Annotated in this window: 24 protein-coding genes and 1 tRNA gene; 22 read left to right on the plus strand and 3 right to left on the minus strand. The window is 72.1% G+C overall.

Annotated features, from left to right (window positions below; translation table 11 throughout):
- Positions 1-14 precede the first annotated feature (14 nt).
- The 8 genes from F5972_RS36115 (at position 15) to F5972_RS36150 (ending at position 10607) form a co-directional block, all read left to right on the plus strand.
- A complete protein-coding gene (locus tag F5972_RS36115; protein ID WP_150940553.1) occupies positions 15-1937 on the plus strand; it encodes a TIGR03960 family B12-binding radical SAM protein in 1923 nt (640 codons plus the stop codon).
- A gap of 63 nt (positions 1938-2000) precedes the next feature.
- Positions 2001-2771, plus strand: a complete 771-nt coding sequence (locus tag F5972_RS36120; protein ID WP_225312210.1) for a TIGR03936 family radical SAM-associated protein — start codon at positions 2001-2003, stop codon at positions 2769-2771.
- A 286-nt stretch (positions 2772-3057) separates the two neighbouring features.
- Positions 3058-5832, plus strand: coding sequence for an Rne/Rng family ribonuclease (locus tag F5972_RS36125; RefSeq protein WP_449843643.1), 2775 nt, complete (start codon positions 3058-3060; stop codon positions 5830-5832).
- A 186-nt stretch (positions 5833-6018) separates the two neighbouring features.
- Positions 6019-6333 carry a 50S ribosomal protein L21 gene (gene rplU / locus F5972_RS36130; RefSeq protein WP_150940557.1) on the plus strand — a complete coding sequence of 105 codons (315 nt, stop codon included), beginning with the start codon at positions 6019-6021 and terminating at the stop codon, positions 6331-6333.
- 44 nt (positions 6334-6377) lie between these two features.
- Positions 6378-6635 (plus strand): 50S ribosomal protein L27, encoded by a 258-nt coding sequence (rpmA, locus tag F5972_RS36135; protein WP_030505847.1) that lies wholly within the window; start codon positions 6378-6380, stop codon positions 6633-6635.
- Positions 6636-6753: 118 nt separating this feature from the next.
- On the plus strand, positions 6754-8103 hold the full coding sequence (gene obgE / locus F5972_RS36140; protein ID WP_150940559.1) for a GTPase ObgE: 1350 nt from the start codon (positions 6754-6756) through the stop codon (positions 8101-8103).
- 44 nt (positions 8104-8147) lie between these two features.
- Positions 8148-9257 carry a glutamate 5-kinase gene (gene proB / locus F5972_RS36145; RefSeq protein WP_225312211.1) on the plus strand — a complete coding sequence of 370 codons (1110 nt, stop codon included), beginning with the start codon at positions 8148-8150 and terminating at the stop codon, positions 9255-9257.
- A gap of 81 nt (positions 9258-9338) precedes the next feature.
- Positions 9339-10607, plus strand: coding sequence for a glutamate-5-semialdehyde dehydrogenase (locus F5972_RS36150; RefSeq protein WP_263641887.1), 1269 nt, complete (start codon positions 9339-9341; stop codon positions 10605-10607).
- A 131-nt stretch (positions 10608-10738) separates the two neighbouring features.
- Here F5972_RS36150 and F5972_RS36155 read toward each other — a convergent pair whose 3' ends face one another.
- Positions 10739-11401 carry a LuxR C-terminal-related transcriptional regulator gene (locus tag F5972_RS36155; RefSeq protein ID WP_150940563.1) on the minus strand — a complete coding sequence of 221 codons (663 nt, stop codon included), beginning with the start codon at positions 11399-11401 and terminating at the stop codon, positions 10739-10741.
- Between the two features lie 137 nt (positions 11402-11538).
- Here F5972_RS36155 and F5972_RS36160 point away from each other — a divergent pair, with 137 nt between their 5' ends.
- Positions 11539-13107, plus strand: a complete 1569-nt coding sequence (locus F5972_RS36160; protein WP_150940565.1) for a serine/threonine-protein kinase — start codon at positions 11539-11541, stop codon at positions 13105-13107.
- 30 nt (positions 13108-13137) lie between these two features.
- Here the strand turns inward: F5972_RS36160 and F5972_RS36165 are convergent, their stop codons facing one another.
- Complete coding sequence (locus F5972_RS36165; RefSeq protein ID WP_373868742.1) at positions 13138-14148, minus strand: M48 family metallopeptidase; 1011 nt, start codon at positions 14146-14148, stop codon at positions 13138-13140.
- A 116-nt stretch (positions 14149-14264) separates the two neighbouring features.
- Between F5972_RS36165 and nadD the strand changes: the two genes are divergently transcribed.
- The 5 genes from nadD to F5972_RS36190 all read left to right on the plus strand — a co-directional run bounded on the left by nadD (position 14265) and on the right by F5972_RS36190 (position 16930).
- Entirely contained in the window at positions 14265-14876 is a 612-nt protein-coding gene (gene nadD, locus F5972_RS36170; protein WP_150940569.1) for a nicotinate-nucleotide adenylyltransferase, read from the plus strand.
- Positions 14877-15168: 292 nt separating this feature from the next.
- Positions 15169-15447, plus strand: coding sequence for a hypothetical protein (locus F5972_RS36175; RefSeq protein ID WP_150940571.1), 279 nt, complete (start codon positions 15169-15171; stop codon positions 15445-15447).
- Positions 15448-15691: 244 nt separating this feature from the next.
- A complete protein-coding gene (rsfS, locus tag F5972_RS36180; RefSeq protein WP_150940572.1) occupies positions 15692-16096 on the plus strand; it encodes a ribosome silencing factor in 405 nt (134 codons plus the stop codon).
- A gap of 25 nt (positions 16097-16121) precedes the next feature.
- Positions 16122-16757 (plus strand): histidine phosphatase family protein, encoded by a 636-nt coding sequence (locus F5972_RS36185; protein WP_150940575.1) that lies wholly within the window; start codon positions 16122-16124, stop codon positions 16755-16757.
- 100 nt (positions 16758-16857) lie between these two features.
- Positions 16858-16930: transfer RNA gene (locus F5972_RS36190), tRNA-Ala, on the plus strand.
- Between the two features lie 33 nt (positions 16931-16963).
- Here the strand turns inward: F5972_RS36190 and F5972_RS36195 are convergent.
- Complete coding sequence (locus F5972_RS36195) at positions 16964-18349, minus strand: Dyp-type peroxidase (protein ID WP_150940577.1); 1386 nt, start codon at positions 18347-18349, stop codon at positions 16964-16966.
- A gap of 168 nt (positions 18350-18517) precedes the next feature.
- On the opposite strand from F5972_RS36195, the gene F5972_RS36200 reads away from it, so the two are divergent.
- From F5972_RS36200 to F5972_RS39585, 8 genes are all read left to right on the plus strand, one after another.
- The gene (locus F5972_RS36200) at positions 18518-19612 is read left to right on the plus strand and encodes a carboxylate-amine ligase (protein WP_150940579.1); all 1095 of its coding nucleotides are present in this window, start codon (positions 18518-18520) and stop codon (positions 19610-19612) included.
- Positions 19613-19727: 115 nt separating this feature from the next.
- On the plus strand, positions 19728-20081 hold the full coding sequence (locus F5972_RS36205) for a hypothetical protein (protein ID WP_150940580.1): 354 nt from the start codon (positions 19728-19730) through the stop codon (positions 20079-20081).
- Positions 20078-20464 carry a hypothetical protein gene (locus tag F5972_RS36210; RefSeq protein WP_150940582.1) on the plus strand — a complete coding sequence of 129 codons (387 nt, stop codon included), beginning with the start codon at positions 20078-20080 and terminating at the stop codon, positions 20462-20464. The genes F5972_RS36205 and F5972_RS36210 overlap by 4 nt, the downstream gene beginning before the upstream one ends.
- A gap of 182 nt (positions 20465-20646) precedes the next feature.
- Complete coding sequence (locus tag F5972_RS36215) at positions 20647-21831, plus strand: CynX/NimT family MFS transporter (protein WP_225312212.1); 1185 nt, start codon at positions 20647-20649, stop codon at positions 21829-21831.
- A gap of 53 nt (positions 21832-21884) precedes the next feature.
- On the plus strand, positions 21885-22562 hold the full coding sequence (locus tag F5972_RS36220; RefSeq protein WP_150940584.1) for an SRPBCC family protein: 678 nt from the start codon (positions 21885-21887) through the stop codon (positions 22560-22562).
- 248 nt (positions 22563-22810) lie between these two features.
- On the plus strand, positions 22811-23524 hold the full coding sequence (locus F5972_RS36225; protein WP_225312213.1) for a dienelactone hydrolase family protein: 714 nt from the start codon (positions 22811-22813) through the stop codon (positions 23522-23524).
- A gap of 327 nt (positions 23525-23851) precedes the next feature.
- Entirely contained in the window at positions 23852-24745 is an 894-nt protein-coding gene (locus F5972_RS36230; protein WP_150940588.1) for a DMT family transporter, read from the plus strand.
- A gap of 288 nt (positions 24746-25033) precedes the next feature.
- Positions 25034-25095: LacI family DNA-binding transcriptional regulator (locus tag F5972_RS39585; protein ID WP_404803102.1), on the plus strand; the 62-nt coding region annotated here is incomplete at its 3' end.

A 25095-nucleotide genomic window follows, 5' to 3' on the forward strand; every position in this document is an offset into this window, starting at 1 on the left:
GATACCCTGGAGGCATGTCTGTCGAGTCGTTGTTTCCCCGCCTGGAGCCGCTGCTGCCGAAGGTGCAGAAGCCGATCCAGTACGTCGGGGGCGAGCTGAACTCGACGGTCAAGGACTGGGACGAGGCGACCGTCCGGTGGGCCCTGATGTATCCGGACGCCTACGAGGTCGGCCTGCCCAACCAGGGGGTGCAGATCCTCTACGAGATCCTCAACGAGCTGCCCGAGACGCTGGCCGAGCGCACCTACGCGGTGTGGCCCGACCTCGAGGCGCTCATGCGGTCCGAGGGTGTCCCGCAGTTCACCGTGGACGGCCACCGGCCGGTTCGCGCGTTCGACGTCCTCGGGGTGTCGTTCGCCACCGAGCTCGGCTACACGAACCTGCTCACCGCGCTCGACCTGGCGGGGATCCCGCTGGAGGCGGCGGACCGCACCGGCGAGGACCCGATCGTGCTGGCGGGCGGCCACGCCGCCTTCAACCCGGAGCCCATCGCGGCCTTCCTCGACGCCGCCGTGCTCGGCGACGGCGAGCAGATCGCCATCGCGATCTCCGAGGTGCTGCGCGAGTGGAAGTCCGAGGGCAGCCCAGGCGGCCGTGACGAACTGCTGATGCGCCTCGCCTCCACGGGCGGGGTGTACGTCCCGAAGTTCTATGACGTCGAGTACCACCCGGACGGCCGCATCATGCGGGTCGTCCCCAATCGCGACGGCGTGCCGTCGCGCGTCTTCAAGCACACGGTCATGGACCTCGACGAGTGGCCGTATCCGAAGAAACCGCTGGTCCCGCTGGCCGAGACCGTGCACGAGCGGTTCAGCGTCGAGATCTTCCGGGGCTGCACCCGGGGCTGCCGCTTCTGCCAGGCGGGCATGATCACCCGTCCGGTGCGGGAGCGGTCGATCACCACGGTCGGCGACATGGTCGAGGCGGGGATCAAGGAGTCCGGCTTCAGCGAGGTCGGGCTGCTGTCGCTGTCCAGCGCCGACCACTCCGAGATCGCCGACATCACCAGGGGCCTCGCCGACCGCTACGACGGCAGCCAGATCGGGCTGTCCCTGCCCTCCACCCGGGTCGACGCGTTCAACATCGACCTCGCCAACGAGCTGTCCCGGAACGGCCGCCGGTCCGGGCTGACGTTCGCGCCGGAGGGCGGGTCCGAGCGGATGCGCAAGGTGATCAACAAGATGGTCACCGAGGAGGACCTGATCCGCACGGTCACCACCGCCTACTCCAACGGCTGGCGGCAGGTGAAGCTCTACTTCATGTGCGGGCTGCCGACGGAGGAGGACGTGGACGTCCTCGGCATCGCCGACCTGGCCAAGAAGGTCATCAGGGCGGGCAGGGAGGCGACCGGCTCGCGGGACGTCCGCTGCACGGTCTCCATCGGCGGGTTCGTGCCCAAGCCGCACACGCCGTTCCAGTGGGCCGCCCAATGCGACCACGAGACGGTGGACCGCCGGCTGCGGGCGCTGCGCGAGGCCCTGCGCTCCGACAAGGAGTACGGCAGGGCCATCGGCTACCGCTACCACGACGGGAAGCCGTCGATCGTGGAGGGGCTGCTGTCGCGGGGCGACCGCCGCGTGGGCAGGGTCATCCGGGCGGTCTGGGAGGACGGCGGCCGGTTCGACGGCTGGAGCGAGCACTTCTCGTTCGAGCGGTGGATGGCCGCGGCCGAGCGGGCCTTCGAGGGTGAGCCGGTGGACGTGGAGTGGTACACGACCCGCGAGCGGGACGAGCACGAGGTGCTGCCCTGGGACCACCTCGACGCCGGTCTCGACCGCGAGTGGCTCTGGCAGGACTGGCAGGACGCGCTGGGCGACGTGGAGGTCGAGGACTGCCGCTGGACGCCCTGCTACGACTGCGGCGTCTGCCCGACGATGGGGACGGAGATCCAGGTCGGCCCCACCGGCAGGAAGCTCCTGCCCCTCACGGTGATCTGACGCCCGCGCCCTGCCCACTGCCCGACAAGACGACTGACCGATACCGGAAGGACGACGGAACTGGTGAAACCCGTTCCCGAGGGGCCCGCGCCCGAACCCACGGTGCAGCGCCTGCGCGTGCGTTACGCCAAGCGGGGGCGGCTGCGCTTCACCAGCCACCGCGACATCTCCCGCGCCGTCGAGAGGGCGGTGCGGCGAGCGGGGATCCCGGTGGCCTACAGCGCGGGCTTCAACCCTCACCCGAAGATCTCCTACGCGGGCGCCGCCCCCACCGGGGTGGCGAGCGAGGCCGAATACCTGGAGATCGGCGTCAACCGGGCGTGCGATCCACGCCGGGTCCGCGACGACCTCGACGCCTCGCTGCCGCCGGGCCTGGACGTGCTCGACGTGGTCGAGGCGCGGGACGGCGGCCTGGCGGACCGGCTGGAGGGCTCGGTCTGGGAGTTGCGGCTCCCGGGGGCCGAACCGGAGGAGGCCGAGCGGGCGGTGAAGGAGTTCCTCTCGGCCGGTCACGTCGAGGTGGAACGCCTGACCAAGAAGGGAATGCGGCGGTTCGACGCCCGCCAGGCGGTGCGTACGCTGACCGTCGTGGAGGGGCCGGAAAAGACGGCAGGTCAGGAGCCTGTTCAGCCGTGTGTCATACTTCGTATGGTTGTTCGGCACGAAACACCTGCCGTACGACCCGATGACGTGCTCATGGGGCTGCGTCTCGTGGCAGGCTTCGCGCCGCCGTCACCCGCTGCGGTGACCAGGCTGGCGCAGGGGCCGCTCGACGCGGTGACCGGTGAGCCCGCCGACCCGTTCGACATCGACCGGGCAGGCGGAGAACGATAAGACTTGCCGCCGCGGCGCCGACAGGAGGCCCGGCGGACCGCGAGAGACGAGAGCCTCCGCGCGGCGCGGAGACGTGCCCGGGGGCTGACGGGAGAGCGCCCGCATGCTCGACAACGAGCCCACTGACGGGGCTGTGAGCCTTGACGGTGAAACGACAACAGAAGACCGGGACCAGGCCGGGGGGAACGCGGTTTCCTCCGGTTCGGTCCGTGCGTCCACACCACGCCGCCGGTCGGCGAGCCGGCCCGCCGGGCCACCGCCGGAGCCGGACGAACTGCCGCCGCCGGTGACCACGGTGGCCGCCGCGGCCGCGCCCAGGGCGGCGGAGCCCGCCGCGCCCGCCCAGCCGGAGCAGACAGGGCAGCCGGGTCAGGAGGCGCAGGAGGCGCCGGTCGTCCAGGAGCGGCCGAAGCGGGCCACCCGCCGCCGCAAGACCGCCGAGCCCGCCGCAGTGGAGACACCTGTCGCGGAGACGACGGTGCCCGCGCAGGCCCCGGCCGGTGACGACGTGGCCCTCGGTGATGTGGTTCGCGGCGACGCGGCCCCGGCCGCCGCCCCCGAGCCGGTGAACACCGGGACCGCGAGCACTGAAACCGCGAGCGCCGAGACTGCGAGCACCGGGCCGGTGGACGGCGGGAACGACGAGCCGACCGCGCCCACGCGCCGCCGCCGCAGCCGCAAGCGGACCGACGTGCCGGAGCAGGCCGAACAGGTCGAGCCCTCCGCGCCCGCCCCGCCGGCCGAGGAGACCCCCGCGCCGCGCCGCCGCCGCCGTGCCCGCGCGGACGAGTCCGCACCGGAACGATCCAGGGCGATGAGCGCCGCGGAGGCCGAGGTGGCCGCCGCGCTGCGGCTCAACCTGCCCGACGAGGAACCGCTGGACGACGAACCGCTCGACATCGAGGACATCGACATCGAGGAGACCGAGGAGGAGAGCGGCCGGCCGGACGTCGTGGCCGACCCCTTCGGCCTGTCCTCCCGGTCGCAGCCCTCGCCCTCGGTGACCTTCCAGGCGCCGTCGGCGCTGTTCCATCCGCTCTTCCAGGCTCCCGACCCCTTCGCGGTGCCCGTGCAGCGGCCCGCCGCGCCCGCCCCGGCGCCGGTGACGGCCGGCGACGAGGACCTCGAGCAGGAGGAGCCGGAGGAGACCGCCGACCAGGGCGAGCAGGGCGAGGACGAGTCCGACGCCGGTGGCCGCCGCCGTCGCCGCCGCCGTGGCGGCCGGGGCCGGGGGAGCCGGACGAGGGACGCCGAGGACGGCGAGGAGTCCGAGGCCGAGGGCGAGGAGCCGCAGGCCGCGCAGGACGAGGACGAGGACCGCGAGCAGGCCGAGGACGAGTCCGACGCCCAGGGCGGCACCCGCCGCCGCCGTCGTCGCCGCCGCAGGGGCAGCGAGGAGGCCGAGCCCACCCCCGACGACCCGCCCAACACCGTCGTCCGCATCCGCGCGCCGCGCGCGACCCGGTCCACGTCCGTCGACGAGGTCCAGGGCGTACGGGGATCGACCCGGCTGGAGGCGAAGAAGCAGCGCCGCCGTGAGGGCCGTGAGCTGGGCCGCCGCCGCCCGCCGATCATCACCGAGTCGGAGTTCCTGGCCCGGCGCGAGTCGGTCGAGCGGATCATGGTGGTGCGCCGCCAGGGCGGCCGCACCCAGATCGCGGTGCTGGAGGACGGCGTCCTCGTCGAGCACTACGTCGACCGCGAGTCGAGCCAGTCGTACGTCGGCAACGTCTATCTGGGCAAGGTCCAGAACGTGCTGCCCTCGATGGAGGCGGCGTTCGTCGACATCGGCAAGGGCCGCAACGCGGTGCTGTACGCCGGAGAGGTGAACTTCGACACCGCCGGGCTGGAGGGCCAGCCGAAGCGGATCGAGGCGGCCCTGAAGTCCGGGCAGTCGGTGCTGGTGCAGGTCACCAAGGACCCGATGGGTCACAAGGGGGCCCGGCTGACCTCCCAGATCAGCCTTCCCGGCCGCTACCTGGTCTACGTGCCGGACGGCTCGATGACCGGGATCAGCCGCAAGCTCCCCGACAAGGAGCGGGCCCGGCTCAAGCAGATCCTGCGCAAGGTCATGCCGGAGAACGCGGGCGTCATCGTGCGCACCGCCGCCGAGGGCGCCTCGGAGGAGGAGCTCGCCCGCGACGTGGCCCGGCTGTCCGCCCAGTGGGAGAACATCCAGCGCAAGGCCAAGTCGGCCAGCCCGCCGGAGCTGCTGTCGGGCGAGCCCGACCTGACCGTCCGGGTGGTCCGCGACGTGTTCAACGAGGACTTCACCTCGCTGGTCGTCGAGGGCGACGACGCGTGGACGACCGTGGACGAGTACGTCCGCTATGTCGCCCCGCACCTCACCGAGCGGCTGTCGAAGTGGCAGGAGGAGACCGACGCGTTCTCCGCCTACCGGATCGACGAGCAGATCGCCAAGGCGATGGAGCGCAAGGTGTGGCTGCCGTCCGGCGGCTCCCTGGTGATCGACCGGACCGAGGCGATGACCGTCGTCGACGTCAACACCGGCAAGTTCACCGGGCAGGGCGGCAACCTGGAGGAGACCGTCACCCGCAACAACCTGGAGGCGGCCGAGGAGATCGTCCGCCAGCTCAGGCTGCGGGACATCGGCGGCATCATCGTCATCGACTTCATCGACATGGTGCTGGAGAGCAACCGCGATCTGGTGCTCCGGCGGCTGCTGGAGTGCCTGGCGCGGGACCGCACCAAGCACCAGGTGGCCGAGGTCACCTCGCTGGGCCTGGTGCAGATGACCCGCAAGCGGGTCGGCCAGGGCCTGCTGGAGGCGTTCTCCACACCATGCGACTGCTGCCACGGGCGCGGGATCATCGTGTCGACCGAACCGGTCGAGGGCAGGCCCGAGCCGCGCGGCACGCAGGGCAAGATGGCCATCGAGAAGGCGGTGGCCGACAAGCTGGCGGCGGGCGAGGGATCGGTCGCCGCCGCGACGGCGTCGGCGCGTGAGAGCGTCACCGACGCCATCGACGCAGACGAGGGCGAAGGCTCCGCGCCGTCCTCCCGGGGACGGCGACGTTCCCGCAGGAAGACGGCGGAGTAGCGACTTCGTCACCCGGCGGTCCGCTCGGTTCGACCTGGGTGCCGGATATCCGGTACCCTGGTCATCCGGTGCGCCTGGTGTTGGCGTGCCTGGCTTCGCGCGCCTGCCCGGACCGCCGGTCGTATATCGACAGCAGCTGGATGCGGGGCGCGGCATCTCAGCATTAGCCAGTAGAAGGGTTCCGCGGTGTACGCGATCGTTCGTTGCGGCGGCAGGCAGCAGAAGGTCTCCGTCGGGGACGTCCTCGAGGTGGACAAGGTCGCCGGTGAGGTCGGCTCCTCGGTGTCGCTGCCGGCGGTGCTCGTCGTCAACGACGGCGATGTCACCACCGACGCAGCCACTCTCTCCCGGTTCCAGGTGCTCGCCGAGATCCTCGGCGAGACCAAGGGTCCGAAGATCCGCATTCTGAAGTACAAGAACAAGAGTGGCTACAAGAAGCGCCAGGGTCACCGCCAGCGGTACACCCAGGTCAAGGTCACCGATATCAACCCCGGAAAGTAGTCTCCCGGGGGATACCCCGGCTTACCCCCGACAGGGAGTGAACCATGGCACACAAGAAGGGCGCCTCGTCCACCCGGAACGGCCGTGACTCGAACGCCCAGCGCCTCGGCGTGAAGCGCTTCGGCGGCCAGCTGGTGAACGCGGGCGAGATCATCGTCCGCCAGCGCGGCACGCACTTCCACCCCGGCGACAACGTCGGCCGCGGCGGCGACGACACGCTGTTCGCCCTGGCCACCGGCCGGGTGCAGTTCGGCACCAAGCGCGGTCGCCGCGCGGTGAGCATCGTCCCGGCCGCGGAGTAGATCCGCCCGGACACCTGTAGCAGCACGATGAGGCGGATCGAGCATTCGGTCCGCCTCATTCGTTTTCCCCGGCCGCGTTCCGGCCGGGTTCCGGCACAGCAGTAAGGGGGAGCGGCTGATGGCCGACTTCGTGGACCACGTCGTCCTGCACATCAAGGCGGGTGACGGGGGCAACGGCTGCGCCTCCATCCACCGGGAGAAGTTCAAGCCGCTGGGCGGGCCGGACGGCGGCGACGGCGGCCGCGGCGGAGACGTGATCCTGGAAGTGGATCCGAACACCTCGACCCTGCTCGAATACCACCACCGGCCGCACCGCCGCGCGGGCAACGGCAAGCAGGGCACGGGCTCGAACCGCGACGGCGCCAACGGCGAGGACGTCGTCCTGCCGGTGCCCGACGGCACGGTCGTGAAGGACGCCAGGACCGGCGAGGTGCTGGTCGACCTGATCGGCTCGGGCACCCGGTACGTCGCCGCGCAGGGCGGCTTCGGCGGCCTCGGCAACGCCGCACTCGCCAACGCCAAGCGCAAGGCCCCCGGCTTCGCGCTGCTCGGGGAGCCGGGCGACGAGGCCGAGATCGTGCTCGAACTCAAGACCGTCGCCGACGTCGCGCTGGTGGGTTTCCCCAACGCGGGCAAGTCGTCCCTGATCGCGGCGCTCTCCGCGGCCCGGCCGAAGATCGCCGACTATCCGTTCACCACCCTCGTGCCGAACCTCGGGGTCGTCACGGCCGGGGAGACCGTCTTCACGGTCGCCGACGTGCCCGGGCTCATCCCCGGCGCCTCGGAGGGCCGGGGCCTCGGCCACGAGTTCCTGCGGCACGTCGAGCGCTGCTCGACGATCGTGCACGTGCTCGACTGCGCCACGCTGGAGCCGGGACGCGACCCGGTGACCGACTTCGAGGTGATCGAGGCCGAGCTCGCGGCGTACGGTTCCCTGCAGGACCGGCCGCGCCTGGTCGCGCTCAACAAGGTGGACGTCCCCGACGGCCGTGACCTGGCCGACATCGTCACGCCCATCCTGGAGGAGCGCGGCGTGCGGGTCTTCGAGATCTCCGCCGCCAGCCACGAGGGCCTGCGGCCCCTGTCGTACGCGATGGCCGAGATGGTGGCGGCGGCCCGGGCGCAGGCACCGGTCGAGGAGCCCACGCGTCTGGTCATCCGGCCCAAGCAGCTCGGCGAGGCCGGGTTCTCCGTACGCCGGATCGACGAGAACCGCTTCCAGGTGACCGGCGAGAAGCCCGAGCGGTGGATCCGCCAGACCGACTTCTCCAACGACGAGGCCGTCGGCTACCTCGCCGACCGGCTCGACCGGCTCGGCGTCGAGGAGGAGCTGGTCAAGGCCGGCGCGACGGCCGGGGCCGAGGTCGTCATCGGTCCGATGGAGGGCGGCTACGTCTTCGACTGGCAGCCGTCGCGGGGCGCCGAGGCGGTCCTCGGGCCGCGCGGCACCGACCTGAGACTCGGCTGACCGGGAGACGCGGTGGGAGGGGGAGCGGTGAGAGGGGAGACGAGGTGACGGGCAGGCAGCGGATCGGCGCGGCCGCGCGGCTGGTGGTCAAGGTGGGATCGTCGTCGCTGACGACCCCCAGCGGCACGATCGACGTCGACCGGGTCGACGCGCTGGTGGACGTGCTGGCCGCCCGGCGGCTGGCGGGCGCGCAGATCGTGCTGGTGTCGTCCGGGGCGATCGCCGCCGGGCTCGGCCCGCTCGGGCTGCGCGCCCGGCCCAAGGACCTCGCCACCCAGCAGGCCGCAGCCTCGGTGGGGCAGGGCGTGCTGATCGCCCGTTACACCTCCTCCTTCGCCAGGTACGGCTTACGCGTGGGGCAGGTGCTGCTGACGGCCGACGACATGATGCGCCGCTCGCACCACCGCAACGCCCAGCGGACGCTGGCCCGGCTGCTGGAGCTCGGCATCGTCCCCGTCGTGAACGAGAACGACACGGTGGCCACCGACGAGATCCGGTTCGGCGACAACGACCGGCTGGCGGCGCTGGTGGCCCACCTCATCCACGCCGACGGCATGGTGCTGCTGTCGGACGTGGACGCGTTGTACGACGGGGATCCCCGCAAGGACGGCGCCGCCCGCATCGCGGAGGTCAGGGGCCCCGAGGACCTGGAGGGCGTCGAGCTCGGCACCTCCGGGCGCGTGGGCACCGGCGGCATGATCACCAAGGTGGAGGCGGCCCGCATCGCCACCGGGGCGGGCGTGCCGGTCGTGCTCACGGCGGCGGCGCACGCGGCCCAGGCGCTCGCGGGGGCCGACATCGGCACCTGCTTCCACCCGGGGGGCCGCCACCCCGGCACCCGGCTGCTGTGGCTCGCCCACGCGACGACCGGGCGCGGCCGGCTGCACCTGGACGCGGGCGCGGTCGAGGCCGTGGTGGGGCGGCGGATGTCGCTGCTGCCCGCCGGCGTCGTGAAGGTCGAGGGCGACTTCGCGGCCGGCGACCCGGTCGACCTGTGCGCGCCGACGGGCGTCGCGGTCGCCCGCGGCCTGGTCAACTACGACGCGGGGGAGATCCCCGACCTGCTCGGCCGCTCCACCCGGGAGCTGGCCAGCGCACTCGGCCCGGAGTACGAGCGTGAGCTGATCCACCGGGACGACATCGTGATCCTGTAGTCCCCTCCTGTAGTCCACCGAGAAGAAGCGACGGAGCGCGAGGCAATGTCCGAGGCAGTGTCTGAGGTTGTGTCCGGGGTCGTGCCCGAGGTTGGATCCGAGGCAGCGGAGTTCCTGGAGGTCGCGCGGGCGGCGAAGGACGCCGCGGCGGCGCTCGCGCCGTTGCCGCGCGCGCCGAAGGACGCGGCGCTGCGTGCCGTGGCCGACGCGCTGGAGGCGGCCACGGACGAGATCGTCGCGGCCAACGCCGTCGACGTGGACCAGGCCAGGGCGAACGGCGTGCCCGAGGCGATGATCGACCGGCTGCGGCTGGACGCCGCCCGGATCGCGAAGATCGCCGCCGCCGTCCGCGAGGTGGCCGACCTGCCCGACCCGGTCGGTGAGGTCGTGCGCGGCAGCACGCTGCCGAACGGCCTCGAGTTGCGTCAGGTGCGGGTGCCCCTCGGGGTCATCGGCATCATCTACGAGGGCAGGCCCAACGTCACCGTGGACGCGGCGGCGCTGTGCCTGAAGAGCGGGAACGCCGTGCTGCTGCGCGGGTCGTCCAGCGCGTACTCCTCCAACACCGCGCTCGTGCGGATCATGCGGGAGGCGCTGGCGTCGACCGAGGTGCCGGCGGACGCCGTACGGCTCGTGCCGGGCCAGACCCGTGAGTCGGTCCGGCACCTCATGCGCGCCCGGGGGCTGGTCGACGTGCTGATCCCGCGCGGCGGCGCGTCGCTGATCAACAGCGTGGTCGAGGAGTCGACGGTGCCGGTCATCGAGACCGGGGTGGGCAACTGCCACGTCTACGTGGACGCCGACGCCGACGTCGAGACCGCCCTGAAGATCCTGGTGAACGCCAAGGCGCAGCGGCCCTCGGTGTGCAACGCCGCCGAGACGTTCCTGGTGCACGCCGCGATCGCCGACGAGTTCGTCCCCAAGGCGCTGACGGTGCTCAAGGACGCGGGGGTGACCGTCCACGGCGACGAGCGGGTGCGGTCCTACGGCGCGGACGTCGTGCCGGCCACCGAGGACGACTTCACCACCGAGTATCTCTCGCTCGACGTCGCCGCCGCGGTGGTCGACTCGCTCGACGACGCGGTCGCGCACATCCGGCGGTACGGCTCGGCCCACACCGACGCCATCGTGACCCGGTCCCAGCAGGCCGCCCGCAGGTTCGTCGCGACCGTGGACAGCGCCGCGGTGGCGGTCAACGCCTCGACCCGCTTCACCGACGGCGGCGAGTTCGGCTTCGGCGCGGAGATCGGCATCTCCACCCAGAAGCTGCACGCGCGCGGGCCGATGGGCCTGCCGGAGCTCACCTCCACCAAGTGGATCTACACCGGGGACGGGCACATCCGGGTGTGACCCGCAGAGGCGCCCACAGAGGTGCCCACGGGGGCGCCACAGAGGCGCCCCCGCGGCGGCCCACAGCGGGCCCGGAGGCGGGCTCGCGAGCTCATGGCGGGCTCAGCGGCGGGGCGGGCTCGGTGGCGGGCTCAGACGCGGGTGAGCACGGGACGCGAGCCGAGGCCCGCGTCCCTCGCCCGCAGCGCCGCGTCCACCCGGCTCGGCGCCTCCAGCTTGGTCAGCACGTTGCTCACGTGGTTGCGCACCGTCTTGGTGGCCAGGCACAGCTCGCGGGCGATCTCGGCGTTCGACCTGCCGTCGGCCAGCCGCTCCAGGATCTCGTGCTCCCGCTGGGTGAGGCCGGGGAACGGGCTGCGGGCCGGCGGCGTGGTCAGGCGGTCCAGCAGCCGGGGGGCCAGCCCGCCGCCGAAGACGACCTGCCCGTGGGCCACCGACGTGACCGCCGCCGCGATCTCCGAGGGGCGTGATCCGGTGAGCAGGTAGCCGTACGCCCCGGCGCGGAGCGCGCCCGTGAAGCCCGCCTCGCCGTCGTCCGCGCCGAGCGCGAGCACCCGTACGGCGGGGCAGCGGCGGGGCAGGGACTCCAGCGCGCCCAGCATGGCCAGGTCGGCCAGCAGCACCCGCGGCGACAGCCGTACGCACAGGCGGAGGGCGTCGAGGTCGTCGCACGCGGTGCCGGCGACGCGGAGGCCGGCCGCCTGGTCGAGGGCGGATCGGATTCCCTCGACGAGCAGGGGCTTGTCGGCGGCGACCACGACCGTGATCGGGCCGGAGGAGTCGGTCATCGGCATCGCTGTCTCCGTCGTACCTGTGTTTCCGGAGCACACTCTGCCGGGCCGCTCTTGTGGGCCGGTTGGTGTTGGCTTGTATCGGACCACGGCGCGCCTCCGCCGATTCGGGCGCCGGGCCCGCTATGGTTGGCGCTCCTATGGCTGGACGTCTCGGGCGGGTCGGCCCCTACACGCTGCTGGAGCGGCTGGGCCGGGGTGGCATGGGCGAGGTGTACCTCGCCGACGGCCGCCGGGGCGACCGCGTCGCCGTCAAGATGCTCCGCGATCCCATCGAGAACGATCCGGACGCGCGCTTACGCCTGGAGCGCGAGGTACGGGCGCTGCGCAGGGTGGAGAGCCCGTACGTCGCCCAGGTGCTCGACGCGGACCTGTCGGGCGACCACCCCTACCTCGTGATGGAGTACATCGAGGGGGAGAACCTGCTCGACGCCGTACGGCGCGGCGGCCCGCTCAAGGGGCCACAGCTGATCACCCTGGCGCAGGGGCTCGCCGCGGCGCTGGCGATCATCCACGCGGGCGGGATCGTGCACCGCGACGTGAAACCGGCCAACGTGCTGCTCGGCGAGGACGGGCCGGTCCTGATCGACTTCGGGATCGCCCAGGTGCTCGACGCGACCCGGGTCACGATGACCGGCACGTTCCTCGGCACGCCCGGCTACTGCGCGCCGGAGGTGTTCTCCGACGAGACGGTGGGGGAGCCCGCCGACGTGCACGGCTGGGCCGCCACGGTCGCGTTCGCGGCCACCGGGAGGCCCACCTTCGGCCGGGGCACCGCCGAGTCGCAGATGTACGCCGTGCTGAACGGCAAGGCCGATCTCGTGGGGGTGCCCCCCGCGCTGCTGCCGCTGGTGCGCGCGGCGCTGCACCGCGACCCCGCCCGCCGTCCCACGGCCGCGCTGATCGCGGACCGCCTGTCCAGGCTCGCGCGGGTCGCCGGCGACGCGCCGGACCATGCCGCCGCCGCGCCGCTCGCCCCGCCGCAGCGGGGCAGGGAGAGCGGCAGGGAGCACGGTCCGGGTGGGCCGGCCGTACAGGTGCGCGCCTCCGCGGAGGCCGCCGCCCGCACCGGCCCGGCCCGGCCCGCGACGAGGACCCCGGTGCGGACACCGCTGCGGACCCCGTTGAAGACCTCGGCGCGGGCCCAGGCGAAACCGGCGGCCGGCCCGGCCGCGCCCGAGGGGGCGCTCGGCATCCCGACCGGGAACGCGGCGCTGGTCCTGGTCGCGCTGCTCGCGGTGCCGTGCGTGGTGACGGCGGTGATCTACCCGCCGGCCACCTTCGTGATCACCGCGGTGTTCGCCGTGGTGACCAGGGCGATCTGGACGAGCCACTGGCTGGTGCGGACACGCCGGCCCGGCCGGGGGCGCACCTTTTTGCGGGTGCTGCTCTTCCCCCTCACCCTGTCGGGCTCGGCGTTGTCGGCCGTGGTGTGGCCGGGCCTGCCGGCCGCCGCGGCGGCGTTCGCCGCGATCTGGGTGGGTTCCGGCGCGAATCTGGAGCCCGACTGGTGGTCTCAGGTGGTCCCGGTCACGATTGGCGGGGTCGCCTTCGGGGTGGTCAGCGGCGGGCTCGTCGGGCGGGAGATCGAGCGCGCCGGCGGGGCCATACCGGGCCTGCGCCGGGAGGGCCTGCGGGCGCTCGCCGTGCTCGGCGGCTTCGTGCCGCTGTGCGCGGCCGCCGTACGCGCCGTCTCCTACTTCTTCTGACCTTCTGCTGCCCTCTTCCGAGCGGCCGGGTCAGTTCTCCCGCCGGGCGAAGCGGTTGAAGATGCGCTCGCCCGCGTTGACCGCGCCCTCCGCGACGTCGCGCAGCACGCCGATGAACGGGTCCTGCGACTGCGCCCACGACTCCCGGTAGGAGTTGGCCGCGGCCTTGATCTCGTCGGTGAGCCGGGCGTTGGCGTCGTCCTCCCGGCGGGGGTAGTCCCCGGCGAGGATGCGGTCGTACTCGCCGGTGCGGCGCCAGCGGTCGAGTTCGGCGACCCGGGTAACGGCGAACGGGTGGGTCGTGCCCAGCATGTTGAGGACCTTGAGCAGGCCGTCGCGCACGTCGCCCGCGGTGTCGTACTCCCTGGCCTGGTCGAGGAACGCCTCGATGTTCATCTCGTGCAGGCGCGAGCCGCCGGCGAGCTTCATGAGCGCGCGCAGCGCGGCGTCGGGGTCCTGCCCGGCGATCAGGCCGCCCCGGTCGGCGGACATCTCCGCCTTGCGCTGCCACTCCTCCAGGGCCGCGACGATGACCCGCAGGCCGATGTAGCCGAGCGGGATCCAGGCGACCCGCGTGGCCAGCCGGGTCAGGATCGCGAGCATCGTGCCGTAGACGGCGTGGCCCGACAGGATGTGGGAGGTCTCGTGGCCGACGACGAAGCGCAGCTCCTCCTCGTCCATGAGGTCGAGCAGGCCCGTCGAGACGATGATGAACGGCTCGTCGAAACCGATCGCCATCGCGTACGCCTTGGGGTCCTGCTGCACGTAGATCTCGGGGATCCGGTGCAGGTCGAGGATGTAGGCGCTGTCGCGGCCCATGTCGTACAGGGCGCGGAACTGGGTGTCGGTCGTGCGCACGGCGGAGGCGAGGAACATCAGGCGGAGCCTGCGCTCGCTGAACAGGCCGGACGTGCGCTTGAGCACCGCGTCGAAGCCGGAGAGCGAACGCATCGCGACCAGCGCGGACCGGTCGGCGGGATGTTCGTAGGCTCGTGAGCTGATGCCGGGCAGCTGCACGCGGTTGCGATCGGGAGTGGTCATGTTCCGCATGCTATGTCTCAGGGGGCGGACGCGCGCGGGACGCCGCGAGGAGCCAGGACGGCGTCCCGGGAGGCCGGGTCACGGACCGGCTGGGCGAGGACGTTAAGGTCCGTTTCATGCGAAACGGGACGGAGATCCGGCGGCTGGGCGTGATGGGCGGGACGTTCGACCCGATCCACCACGGCCACCTGGTGGCGGCGAGCGAGGTGGCGCACCACTTCGACCTGGACGAGGTGGTCTTCGTCCCGACCGGGCAGCCGTGGCAGAAGGCGGACCAGCGCGTCTCCTCCAGCGAGGACCGCTATCTGATGACCGTCATCGCGACCGCGTCGAACCCCCGCTTCTCGGTGAGCCGGGTGGACATCGACCGGCCGGGGCCCACGTACACGATCGACACCCTGCGCGACGTCGCCGCCGCGTACGGACCGGACGTCGATCTCTACTTCATCACCGGCGCCGACGCGCTCGCGCAGATCCTGAGCTGGCGCGACGCGGACGAGCTCTTCGACACCGCGCACTTCGTCGGCTGCACCCGGCCCGGCCACCCGCTGCAGGACCCCGGCCTGCCGGCCGGGAAGGTGAGCCTGGTCGAGATCCCCGCCCTGGCGATCTCCTCCTCCGAGTGCCGCGACCGCGTGGCCGCCGGGGAACCCATCTGGTACCTCGTTCCCGACGGCATCGTGCAGTACATCAACAAGCGCCGCCTCTACCGGGACCCGGCCGGCTGAACAGGGGCGGGACCAAGGGGCGGACAAGGGACGCGTGGTCATGGACGTCCCGCGTCCGCCGGATCACTCTGCGTGGTCAAATGGTCCGAGACCACCGGGCAGGCTTGCGTCAACTCCCCTGGAACCTTCGGGCCCGGCGATACAGGATCGGGAGTACGGCCGTGAGGCGCGATGTCGCCGGAGGAATGCCGTCCCCCGAACTGGCTCGGGAGGGCTCGCGGCCCGTTCCCGCGGACCAGGAACTCCTGGTCGCCATACCCGTCCCAGCCCTGACCGGGCGCAAGGAGGGACCATGCACCCGAAATCGATGCGACTCGCCGTCGCGACAGTTCTCGCCTCCGCCCTCACGGCGGGAGGGGCCGCGCTGCTGAGCGGCACGGCCACCGCCACGGCCGGCACGACCACTCCCGCGCAGGTGACGACCATCGGCACGGGACACGGCACCGGAACCGGCCAGGGGCAGCGGGTCCCGCACGTCAAGCCGACCAAGCCTCACCACAAGAAGCACAAGAAGCACAAGAAGCACAAGAAGCACGTGCATCACAAGCACGTGAAGCACCACGGCCACTGACGGCCGGCCCGCGCGGTTCCGCGGGCGACCTGGCCGATGCGGCCCCGCACCCTTACGGGCGCGGGGCCGTGGGCGTCCGCCTGGCGGAATCATCGGGCGCGGAAGGACGTTGAAATTCCGATCCCGGGCATAACTCCGGTATCGACAGGGTGTGGCGGTAGGGTCTCCACGGAAAAGCGGGTTGTACGGGGGCCGCGGACTGTGCACCCTTGAAGAGCCCGTCAACGGAGGACAGAACCGAATCGTGACAGCATCCGAGAGAGCGGCAGAGCTTGTGCGGGTGGCGGCCGAGGCCGCCGCCGAGAAGCTGGCCGACGACATCATCGCCTACGACGTGAGCGAACAGCTCGTCATCACCGACGCCTTCCTTCTCTGCTCCGCGTCCAACGACCGGCAGGTCCGCGCGATCGTCGACGAGATCGAGGAGCGGCTGCGGGTCGAGGCCGACGCCAAGCCCGTACGCCGGGAGGGCGAGCGGGAGGGCCGCTGGGTCCTGCTCGACTACCTCGACATCGTGGTCCACGTGCAGCACGAGGAGGACCGCGCCTTCTACGCGCTGGAGCGCCTGTGGAAGGACTGCCCGTCCATCGAGCTGCCGGAGAGCGTACGGCGGGTCGCCGCCCAGCGCGGGCGCGGGGCGAACCCGTGACGGACGCCATCGCCGGGGCGGCGTGATGGGCCGCCGCGTCGTCTGCCTGCGGCACGGGCAGACGCTGTGGAACGTGGAGAAGCGCTTCCAGGGGCACACCGACATCGCGCTGGACGAGACGGGGATCGCCCAGGCCGCCCGGGCGGCCTCGCTGCTCGCGGCCCTGCGGCCGACGATGCTCGTCGCCTCCGACCTTCGCCGCGCCTACGACACCGCCTCCGCCCTCGGCCGGATCACCGGCCTCGACGTCATGGTCGACAAGGACCTGCGCGAGCGCGGTGGCGGGGAGTGGGAGGGCCTGACCCGCGACGAGATCAGGGCGGGCTGGCCGGTCGAGTACGAGGCGTGGGAGGCGCCGGGCGGTGAGGACGTCGCGCACGTCGCCGACCGGGTGGCCGAGGCGGTCGAGCGCTGGGCGGGCCGCCTGGCCGACGACGGACTGCTGGTGATCGCCTCGCACGGCGCCGCGCTGCGGCTCGGCATCTGCCGCCTGCTCGGCCTGCCGCAGGAGCTGTGGTCGGCGCTCGGCAGCCTGGGCAACTGCTCGTGGTCGGTGCTGGAGGAAGGCCGCCGGGGGTGGCGCCTGATGGAGCACAACGCGGGCACCCTGCCCGAGCCCGTCAGCAGCGACGACAGCCCCGCCGCCACCGCGGACGGCTGACACGCGTGTTACCAGTGTGACTGGTGACGATTAGGTAAACGGAGAGGCATGGATATATGCTCTCCGAGCGCCGCGCCGGGAGGACTCGGAGCGGTGGCAAGGGGCTATAGCGCAGCTGGTAGCGCACCTCCATGGCATGGAGGGGGTCTGGGGTTCGAGTCCCCATAGCTCCACCCATTCGGGTGCGCCCGCACTCAGCCGGGGTGTCACAGGCTCTTGAGGTAGGCGAGCGACGGCATGAAGAAGTATTCGCCTCCCTTCATCGTCACCGTCTGAGGAACCTGCTTCTGGGGAGCGCTCAGCTTCTTTCCGTCCCACCCCGTGGGGAAGCGCACCTTGACCTCCCGCTCGCCCTGGCCGATCACGGGGTCGTGGCCGGTGTTTCCGGCGGGGAAATCCGGATTGTCGGCCCAGGTCTGCTGGGTGAACTCGAACTGGGCCTGCAGGCTGGAGTTGAACGCCATGAACAGCAGTCCCACGCCGCCGGTCGGCCGGGTCGCCGGGGGCGCGTCGTCCCACGGCTTGTCGGTTCGCCTGCCATACGTCTGCCCGCGCCGCGCCATCATGACCCCGAGCGAGCGCTCCAGCCCGCCGTCACGGGAGTCGCGGGGGTTGGCCTTGCGGATGTGCGCGCTCACCGGGCATCTGGCCCCGGGGTCGTCGCGGTAGCTGAAGTCGTTCTGCACCGGGTGGCCCTCGGCGCTCGGCCTGCCGTGCAGCCGCAGCGGCGTGCCGTTGCGGAACCGGCCCACCAGCATCGCGCCGGCGAGCGGCCGGTCGTCTCCCGTGAAGCCGAGCGCGTCGGCGAGGGACTCCTCGGCCTCGCGGAACGCGCGGACGTTCTGCTCCAGCTTGCGCAGCACGAGGTAGCTGCCGAAGTGACGGCTCGGGTGCGGGGCGAGGGGGTCGGCGGCGAGCACGTGGCTCAGCGGGAAGAACGGGTTCCAGTTGGTGCCGGGCTCGGCGGCCACCTGGTCGGCGAGGAACAGCGGCTGGCTGCGGCCGTCCACGTAGCCGAAGTGCTCGATGCCCCGGCCCTGGGCGTCGCGCAGGCCCTCGCCCTTCTCCTCGCCGAGGATCTTCGCGGTCTTCGGCAGCAGCGCGAGGACGCGCGTGCGCGTCGCGGCGACCGGTTCGGGGCTGGCGTCCCCGATCAGCACGATCGCGTGGATCTCTCCCTGGTAGTGCTTCTCCCACGCGCCGACCGCCGGGTCGCTCAGGGTATCCTTGCGCCGTTTCATCCCCGACTTGAACGCGTTGTCGGTGAATTTAGTGGTGGATTCGCCTAGTTTGAGATAACCGAGCTTGCTGATGCCGACGCCGACGTACGGCGTGCCGCGCTTCTTCGCGCGGTTGAAGTCGCGCACCTCCTCGAGGTGTTTCCTGGCCGACTTCATGAGCGGCACCAGTGCGCGCAGGAACCGTCTGCCGTCCGCGCCGTCGCCGAACTGCACGAGCAGCAGGGACATGCTCTCGCGTACGTGCGCCTGCAGGATGTTCGGCTGCAGGTTGTCGAGCATCGCCTTGGTGTCGGCGTCGAGTTTCGCCGAATCCCAGGCGAGCGGCTTTCCGTTGGTCAGGTCGACCGGCATGTCGGTTCCTTTCCCCCTAGTGGAAATGTCGGGCCCCTACCGATGAGAGCCATCATCCACGGAAAAGGTTCGGCGTATAGGGGATTCGGCGGTGGCCGTGATGGCCTCGTTTCTCGTCGATCCGCCCAGGCCAGGACTACTTTCCGTGACGGGGGTAGTGACCCGGCCATGATGAAGAGACGGCCTGTCGGCGTTGAAGAGGAGTTTCTTGTCGTCGACCTCCAGTCCCGGCGTCTCACGCCGCTGGCGGAGTCGATGCTGGAGCGGCTGCCGGACGAGGGGTTCTCGGCCGAGTTGCAGCGATCGGTCGTGGAGACCAACAGCACCCCGATGGAGGACCTGAGCGACGTACGAGCCGAGATCGTACGGCTGCGCCAGGCGCTCGTCGCGGCCGGCGAGCCGCTGGGCGTGGGCGTCATCGCCGCCGGGACGACCCCCAACACCGGCATCGAGGGCTACACCTTCACCCCGGGGGAGCGTTACCGCTATCTGTCGGAGTCCTACCGGTTCCTGGCGGAGGAGCAGCTCATCTGCGGGGCGCAGGTGCACGTGGAGATCGACGACAGGGACGTGGCGGTGCTCGCCGCCCAGCGCGTCGAGGCGTGGCTTCCCCCGCTGCTCGCCCTCAGCGCCAGCTCGCCGTTCTGGATGAACGAGGACAGCGGCTACGCCAGCAGCCGGGCGCTGACCTGGCAGCGCTGGCCGACGGCCGGGCCGCTCGGCCCGTTCGCCGACGCCGCCGAGTACGACAGGACGGCCGAGGACCTGGTCGCCTCCGGCGTGATCAAGGACGCCGGCATGATCTATTACGATCTGCGGCTCAGCGCCCACGTGCCCACGGTGGAGATGCGCGTCTGCGACTCCTGCCCCCTGGCGGACGACGTGGTGCTGCTGGCCGGGCTCTTCCGGGCCCTCATGAGCAGGGAGATCGAGGCCGTCGAGCGGGGTGAGCCGCCGACGGGGGAGCAGCGTCTCGCGCTGCTGCGGGCGGCCAACTGGCGGGCGGCCCGCGACGGGCTGGAGGGCGAGCTGATGTCGCCCGTGACCAGCCGGCCGGAACCGGCGCCGCGGCTCGTCACGTGGATGCTGGAGGAACTGCGGCCGACCCTGGAGGAGCTCGGCGACTGGGAGATCGTGTCGGAGCTCGCCAACGAGGCACTGCTCCGCGGCAGCTCCGCCTCCCGGCAGCGGGGGGCGTTCGCCGTCAACGGCAGGGCCGAGGACGCGGTCGACCTGCTGCTCGCGGAGACCCGGCGGAGCTGACGCGCCCTGATCGAGCGCGGACCGGGCCGCGCGAGGGGGTGGGCGGCCGGGCCGATAGCCTTCTGGCCATGCCTCCACTGTCCGCCCACCCCCTCAGCACGGTCCTGAGCGCGGCATGAACGGCGCCTACTCGGGCTGGCTGATCGGCGCGGCCCTGCTGCTGGCGCTGGTCGCCGTGGTCACCGCCGTACGGGACCGGCCGATGGGGCCGGTGCTGCTGGCCGGGCTGGGGCTGCTGGAGATCGCCGTGCTCGTGCAGGCGGGGTTCGCCCTCGCCGGGATCGGGCACGTCGCGGAGAAGGCGACCTTCGTCGGATACCTGGCGGGCACCGTGGTGATCCCGCCCGCCGCGGTGTGGTGGGGCCGGGCGGAGCGTACGCGCTGGGGCCCAGGCGTCATCGCCGTGGCCGCCTTCACCGTGGCCGTCATGACCGGGCGGCTGCTGCAGGTCTGGGACATGGTCCCGTGAGCGACGCGGCCGTACGGTCCGGGCCCGGGCGGGTGCTCGTGGCCGTGTACGGCGTCTTCGCGCTGGCCGCGACCTCCCGCGCCGCCGTGCAGATCGCCACGCGGTTCGCCGAGGCGCCCCTGGCGTACGCGCTGTCGGCGTTCGCGGCGGTCGTCTACATCGTCCTGACGGTGGCGCTGGCCCGCGGCGCCGCCCGGGTGGCGCTCGCCGCCTGCCTGGTCGAACTGATCGGCGTGCTGGTCGTCGGCACGCTCAGCCTGGCCGACCCGGCCGCCTTCCCGCACGCCACCGTGTGGTCGGGGTACGGCAGCGGGTACGGCTTCGTGCCGCTCGTGCTGCCCGTCGTCGGCCTGCTGTGGCTGCTGCGCGGCGTCCGCCGCTGACGATCCTCTCCACGACTCACTCTCGGAACCGGGAACAAACGAGGAGTTTGAGGCCTTTGGTAGGGTGTCAAACGTAGGATGACCCGATGAAGGGAGTTGTTGCGGCGATGAGTGCCGTCGTCACGCGGAGGGCCGCCAGTGGGGCTCCATGGAGAGCCGCGTGGAGAGCGCCGGGCGGGTCGATGGCGTGGCTGATCGCCGGCGGCATCGCCCTCGCCGCGCTTAACCTCCGCACCGCGGTGACCAGCGTGGGCACCGTTCTCGACGAGGTGAGCACCGGGCTCGGCATGTCCGGCGCGACGACCGCGCTGCTGACCACGCTGCCGGTGGTGAGCTTCGCCCTGTTCGGGGCGCTGACGCCGGCCATGTCCCGGAGGATGGGCGAGCACCGGCTGCTGCTGACCGCCATCGTGCTGCTCGCCGCGGGTCAGGCCGTCCGCTCCCTCGTCGACTCGGCGGCGCCGTTCATGGCCGCGAGCACGGTCGCGCTGGCGGGAGGCGCCGTCGGCAACGTCGTCATCCCCACACTGATCAAGAAGCACTTCCCCCGGCGGTCGGGCGCCATGACGACCGTCTACTCGACCGCCCTCGCGGCCGGGACGATGGTGGCCGCCGCCGCCACCGTCCCGGTGCAGCAGGCCGCGGGCGGCAACTGGCACGTGGCACTCGGGGTGTGGGCGGCCCTGGCCGCCGTGGCCGCGATTCCGTGGCTCGCGCTCAGGCGCGGTGAGCCGGAGCGGCGTAGCACCCCCGCCCGTGCGGCGGGCGAAAGTCTCCTGCGCAGCAGGCTCGCCTGGGCCGTGGCCGGTTACTTCGGGTCGCAGTCGCTCATCGCCTACGTCATGTTCGGCTGGCTGCCGCTGCTGCTGCAGGACAACGGCTACACCAGCGGACAGGCCGGGGTGGTGCTCGCCGTGTTCACCGGGCTCGGCATCCCGATCTCGATGGTGGTGCCCACGCTGGCGACCCGGCTGTCCGGGCAGCGCCCGCTGGTGATCGCCTTCGCGGCCCTGTACGCGGCCGGCTTCGCCGGGATGCTGACCGGGCACGCGATGTGGGCGTGGGCCATCCTCGTGGCGCTCGGCGGCGGCACCTTCCCGCTGGCGCTGGCGATGCTGGCGCTGCGGACCCGGACGGCGCCGGGCACCGCCGCCCTCTCCGCCTTCGGGCAGAGCGCCGGATATCTGATCGCGGGCGCGGGTCCGATCACGTTCGGACTCCTCCACCAGGTGAGCGGTGGCTGGGCGCTGCCGTTCGGCCTGCTGTTCGCCGCGCTCGCCGTACAGGTGGTCACCGGCTGGTACGCGGGCGGCGACCGGACGCTGGAGGACGCGGGCGCCGACGGGGCTTCTCACCTCCGGGTTTAGGCCGCCCTCAGCGGGCAGGGCTTGTCGTGCAGCCGAAGAGAGAAGGAGGAGGCATGAGCTCGATCGAACAGTCCATCGATGTGAATGTCCCGATCCGTACCGCGTACAACCAGTGGACGCAGTTCGAGAGCTTCCCGGAGTTCATGGAAGGCGTGGAATCGGTCAAGCAGATCGGCGACACGCGCACCGACTGGGTCGTCGAGATCGCGGGAGTCCGCCGGGAGTTCGAGGCGGAGATCACCGAGCAGCACCCCGACGAGCGTGTGGCCTGGCGCTCCTTGGACGCGCCGCGGCAGGCCGGGGTCGTCACGTTCCACCGGCTCGGCGACGACACCACCCGCGTCACCCTCCAGATGGAGTACGACCCCGAGGGCTTCCTCGAGAAGGCGGCGGACGCTCTTCAGCTCGTGCGCATGCGCGTCAAGGGCGACCTGGAGCGTTTCAAGACCTTCATCGAGTCGCGCGGCGGCGAGACCGGCGCCTGGCGCGGCGATGTGCCCGGCCCGCACCAGCAGGGCGGAACCGGTTCCGGCGGCGTTTCCGGTGGGGGCTCCGGCACGGGCTACGACATCGGCGAGCCGATGCCGCCGCGCACCGTGAACCCGGACTACCCGGGCGAGACCCCGCTGCCGGCGCCCGGCAGTGGTCCGATCCCGCCGGCGCCCGGTACGGGCCCGCTCCCCGGTAGCGGACCTCTGCCGCCGCGGGACACGCCCGGCCCGGTGATCTAGGCGCGGCATCGAGGCACACGGCCGGCGAGGCACGTGGCATCCGAGAGGCCCATCTCCCTTGGGACGGGGAGATGGGCCTCTTTCTCGTTATCAAGCCGGAATTCGAGGATTATCGGCAATTTATTTTGTCCTGATATGATGGAATTCCAGTGTTATAGCCTTTCGGGCGTCGAGCATTTTCGATTATGAAGGGATGCCCGCCCGTGTGCTATGACGCCGATGCCGTACCCCCCGTTCACGGTGCTCCGGTGACGACCACGTCGTCCGAGCGCCTCGTCCTGACCTCGGGCGACGGAGCGGAGTTCGCGGCGTTCCTGTCCCGTCCCGGAGAACGCGCCGGCGCCGCCGTGCTCGTCCTCCCCGACAACCGGGGCCTGTCGGGGTTCTACGAGCAGTTGACCGTACGCCTCGCCGAGCAGGGGCATCCCGCGCTGGCGATCGACTACTTCGGCCGTACGGCGGGGACCGGCCCGCGGCCGGCCGGCTTCCCGCACATGGAGCACCTGGGCAGGGCGCACAAGGACACCCTCTTCGCCGACATCGCCACCGGGGCGCGATGCCTGCGGGCGGAGGGACACCAGGACGTCGTCGCGCTCGGCTTCTGCTTCGGCGGCAGACTCGCGTTTCTGGCGGCCCGCCCCGAGCTCGGATTCCGCGGCGTCATCGGCCTGTACGGATATCCGGACGCGCTCTTCGGCAACCCCGGCCCCACCCAGCTGGCCGGCGAGCTGCGCGGCCCGATCCTCGGGCTGTTCGGCGGGGCGGACGAGGGCATCTCCCCTGAGGTGGTGAAGGCGTTCGGCGAGGCGCTGGACGGCGCGGGCGTCGAGCACGAGTTCGTCACCTATCCGGGAGCCCCGCACAGCTTCTTCGAACTCGGCCGGCCGGAACTGGCGGAGGCCTGCGCCGGCGCGTGGTCGCGCGTCCTCGGATTCCTGGGAGGCGTGCCTGCGCGGCCCTGAGGCGCGCCGCTCGTGCTGCCCCTGCTGCCGTGCTACCGGGGGGCCGGACAGCGGACAGCCCGAGGCGACCTGACCTCGCCTCGGGCTGTCACGATCCCAAGACTACGACTTCGATGTCCGGCCGCGCGCACCGGCACCCCCCAAATGCCGGAAAAGCCGATGCCGTGTTTCGGGAGAGCCCGTTAGTGTGACCCGCATGCCGTTGATCGTCTCTCCGCCGCCCGCCCGATAGCGGGCGGCGTCATCAGGTGAGCCGGGCCTGGAGGGCCCGGCCGGTGGCCCCTGCCCGCGTACGGGAATCGGGCCCACCTCACCGGAGAGACATCGATGAACCATGCTCCAGCCCTGTCCGTACGGCAGGGTCTCGTCTACGTGTCCACCGCCGCGGCCGCCTGGGGAACCGGCGGCGCGGCGGGGGCGATGCTCCACGACGCGGGCCGGCTGAGCCCCGTCGCCGTGTCCTTCTGGCGCTTCGCCTGCGGGGCGGCGCTCCTGCTCGTGGTCGCGCGCGGCCGCCCTTCCTGGCGGGCGGTGCTGCTCGTCGGCCCCGCCATGGCGGTGTGCCAGGCCGCCTACTTCGCGGCGATCGCCGAGACCGGCGTCGCGGTCGCGACCATGATCACCATGGGGGCGGCTCCGCTCCTGGTGGCGGCCGGCGGCCGGATCTTCCTGGGTGAACCCCTGGGCCGTACGGCTCTCGCCTGCGCCGGTCTCGCCCTCGCCGGGCTGGCCATGCTCACGGGAGGAACGGCCGCCCCGGCCGGCCCGGCAGGCGTCGGCTACTGCCTGGTGTCGGCCGCCGCCTACTCCTTCGTCACTCTCGCGACCCGCCGCATGCCCGCGGAGGGAGTGGCGGTGTGGGGCTTCGCCGGGGGTGCGCTGTGCCTGCTCCCGCTCGCGGCGGGCGGGGGGCTGCTGCCCATCGGGCACACGATGACCAGCGTGCTGCTGCTCGGCTACCTGGCGATCGTGCCGACCGCGCTCGCGTACCGGTTGTTCTTCACCGGCCTGGGCGTCGTGGGAGGTGTCACCGCGTCGGTCGTCTCGCTGCTCGAACCCCTCGTCGCGGCCGTCGCCGGTGTCGTCCTGCTGGGGGAGCGCATGACCACCGTACAGGCGGGCGGGGGAGCCGTCCTCCTGTGCGCCCTCGCCTGGCTCGCCCGCGCGGAGTTGCGCGATGGGCCGGTGCGGGGGTCACGACCAGGGAAACCAAGCTGTTAACGGTACCATCAGGTGCGTGGTGTGAAGGGCGCGATCACCAGGCGGAACGTTCCTTTTCTGGGCGTGTCCCGCTGGTGGTCGCCGCCCGCGCGCACACCGTCCGCCGGTGCCGGAGTCACGTCGGCACCGCGTCGGAATTGTGGCGGTTCGTGGCGGGTTCGTTCGGGCGACTGATCGGAAAGAGCGGGGACGCGGGGGATGACGATGGTGCGGCCTGGAGAGAGCCCGGTCGAGCGCCCGAGGGCGGCGGTCATGGAAGACGTCGCGGAGCTGGCGGGGGTGTCGGCGATGACGGTGTCGCGGGTGCTGAACGCTCCGGAGAAGGTGCGTCCGGAGACGCGGGAGCGGGT

Source organism: Microbispora cellulosiformans (genome assembly GCF_008728085.1).
Lineage (GTDB): Bacteria > Actinomycetota > Actinomycetes > Streptosporangiales > Streptosporangiaceae > Microbispora > Microbispora amethystogenes.

Coding starts and splice junctions, on each gene's coding strand:
- F5972_RS36115 (WP_150940553.1), top strand. CDS start 15: ATGTCTGTCGAGTCGTTGTTTCCCCGCCTGGAGCCGCTGCTGCCGAAG.
- rpmA (WP_030505847.1), top strand. CDS start 6,378: ATGGCACACAAGAAGGGCGCCTCGTCCACCCGGAACGGCCGTGACTCG.
- obgE (WP_150940559.1), top strand. CDS start 6,754: ATGGCCGACTTCGTGGACCACGTCGTCCTGCACATCAAGGCGGGTGAC.
- F5972_RS36155 (WP_150940563.1), bottom strand. CDS start 11,401: ATGCCGATGACCGACTCCTCCGGCCCGATCACGGTCGTGGTCGCCGCC.
- F5972_RS36160 (WP_150940565.1), top strand. CDS start 11,539: ATGGCTGGACGTCTCGGGCGGGTCGGCCCCTACACGCTGCTGGAGCGG.
- F5972_RS36165 (WP_373868742.1), bottom strand. CDS start 14,148: ATGACCACTCCCGATCGCAACCGCGTGCAGCTGCCCGGCATCAGCTCA.
- nadD (WP_150940569.1), top strand. CDS start 14,265: ATGCGAAACGGGACGGAGATCCGGCGGCTGGGCGTGATGGGCGGGACG.
- F5972_RS36175 (WP_150940571.1), top strand. CDS start 15,169: ATGCACCCGAAATCGATGCGACTCGCCGTCGCGACAGTTCTCGCCTCC.
- F5972_RS36185 (WP_150940575.1), top strand. CDS start 16,122: ATGGGCCGCCGCGTCGTCTGCCTGCGGCACGGGCAGACGCTGTGGAAC.
- F5972_RS36195 (WP_150940577.1), bottom strand. CDS start 18,349: ATGCCGGTCGACCTGACCAACGGAAAGCCGCTCGCCTGGGATTCGGCG.
- F5972_RS36200 (WP_150940579.1), top strand. CDS start 18,518: ATGATGAAGAGACGGCCTGTCGGCGTTGAAGAGGAGTTTCTTGTCGTC.
- F5972_RS36205 (WP_150940580.1), top strand. CDS start 19,728: ATGAACGGCGCCTACTCGGGCTGGCTGATCGGCGCGGCCCTGCTGCTG.
- F5972_RS36215 (WP_225312212.1), top strand. CDS start 20,647: ATGGCGTGGCTGATCGCCGGCGGCATCGCCCTCGCCGCGCTTAACCTC.
- F5972_RS36220 (WP_150940584.1), top strand. CDS start 21,885: ATGAGCTCGATCGAACAGTCCATCGATGTGAATGTCCCGATCCGTACC.
- F5972_RS36230 (WP_150940588.1), top strand. CDS start 23,852: ATGAACCATGCTCCAGCCCTGTCCGTACGGCAGGGTCTCGTCTACGTG.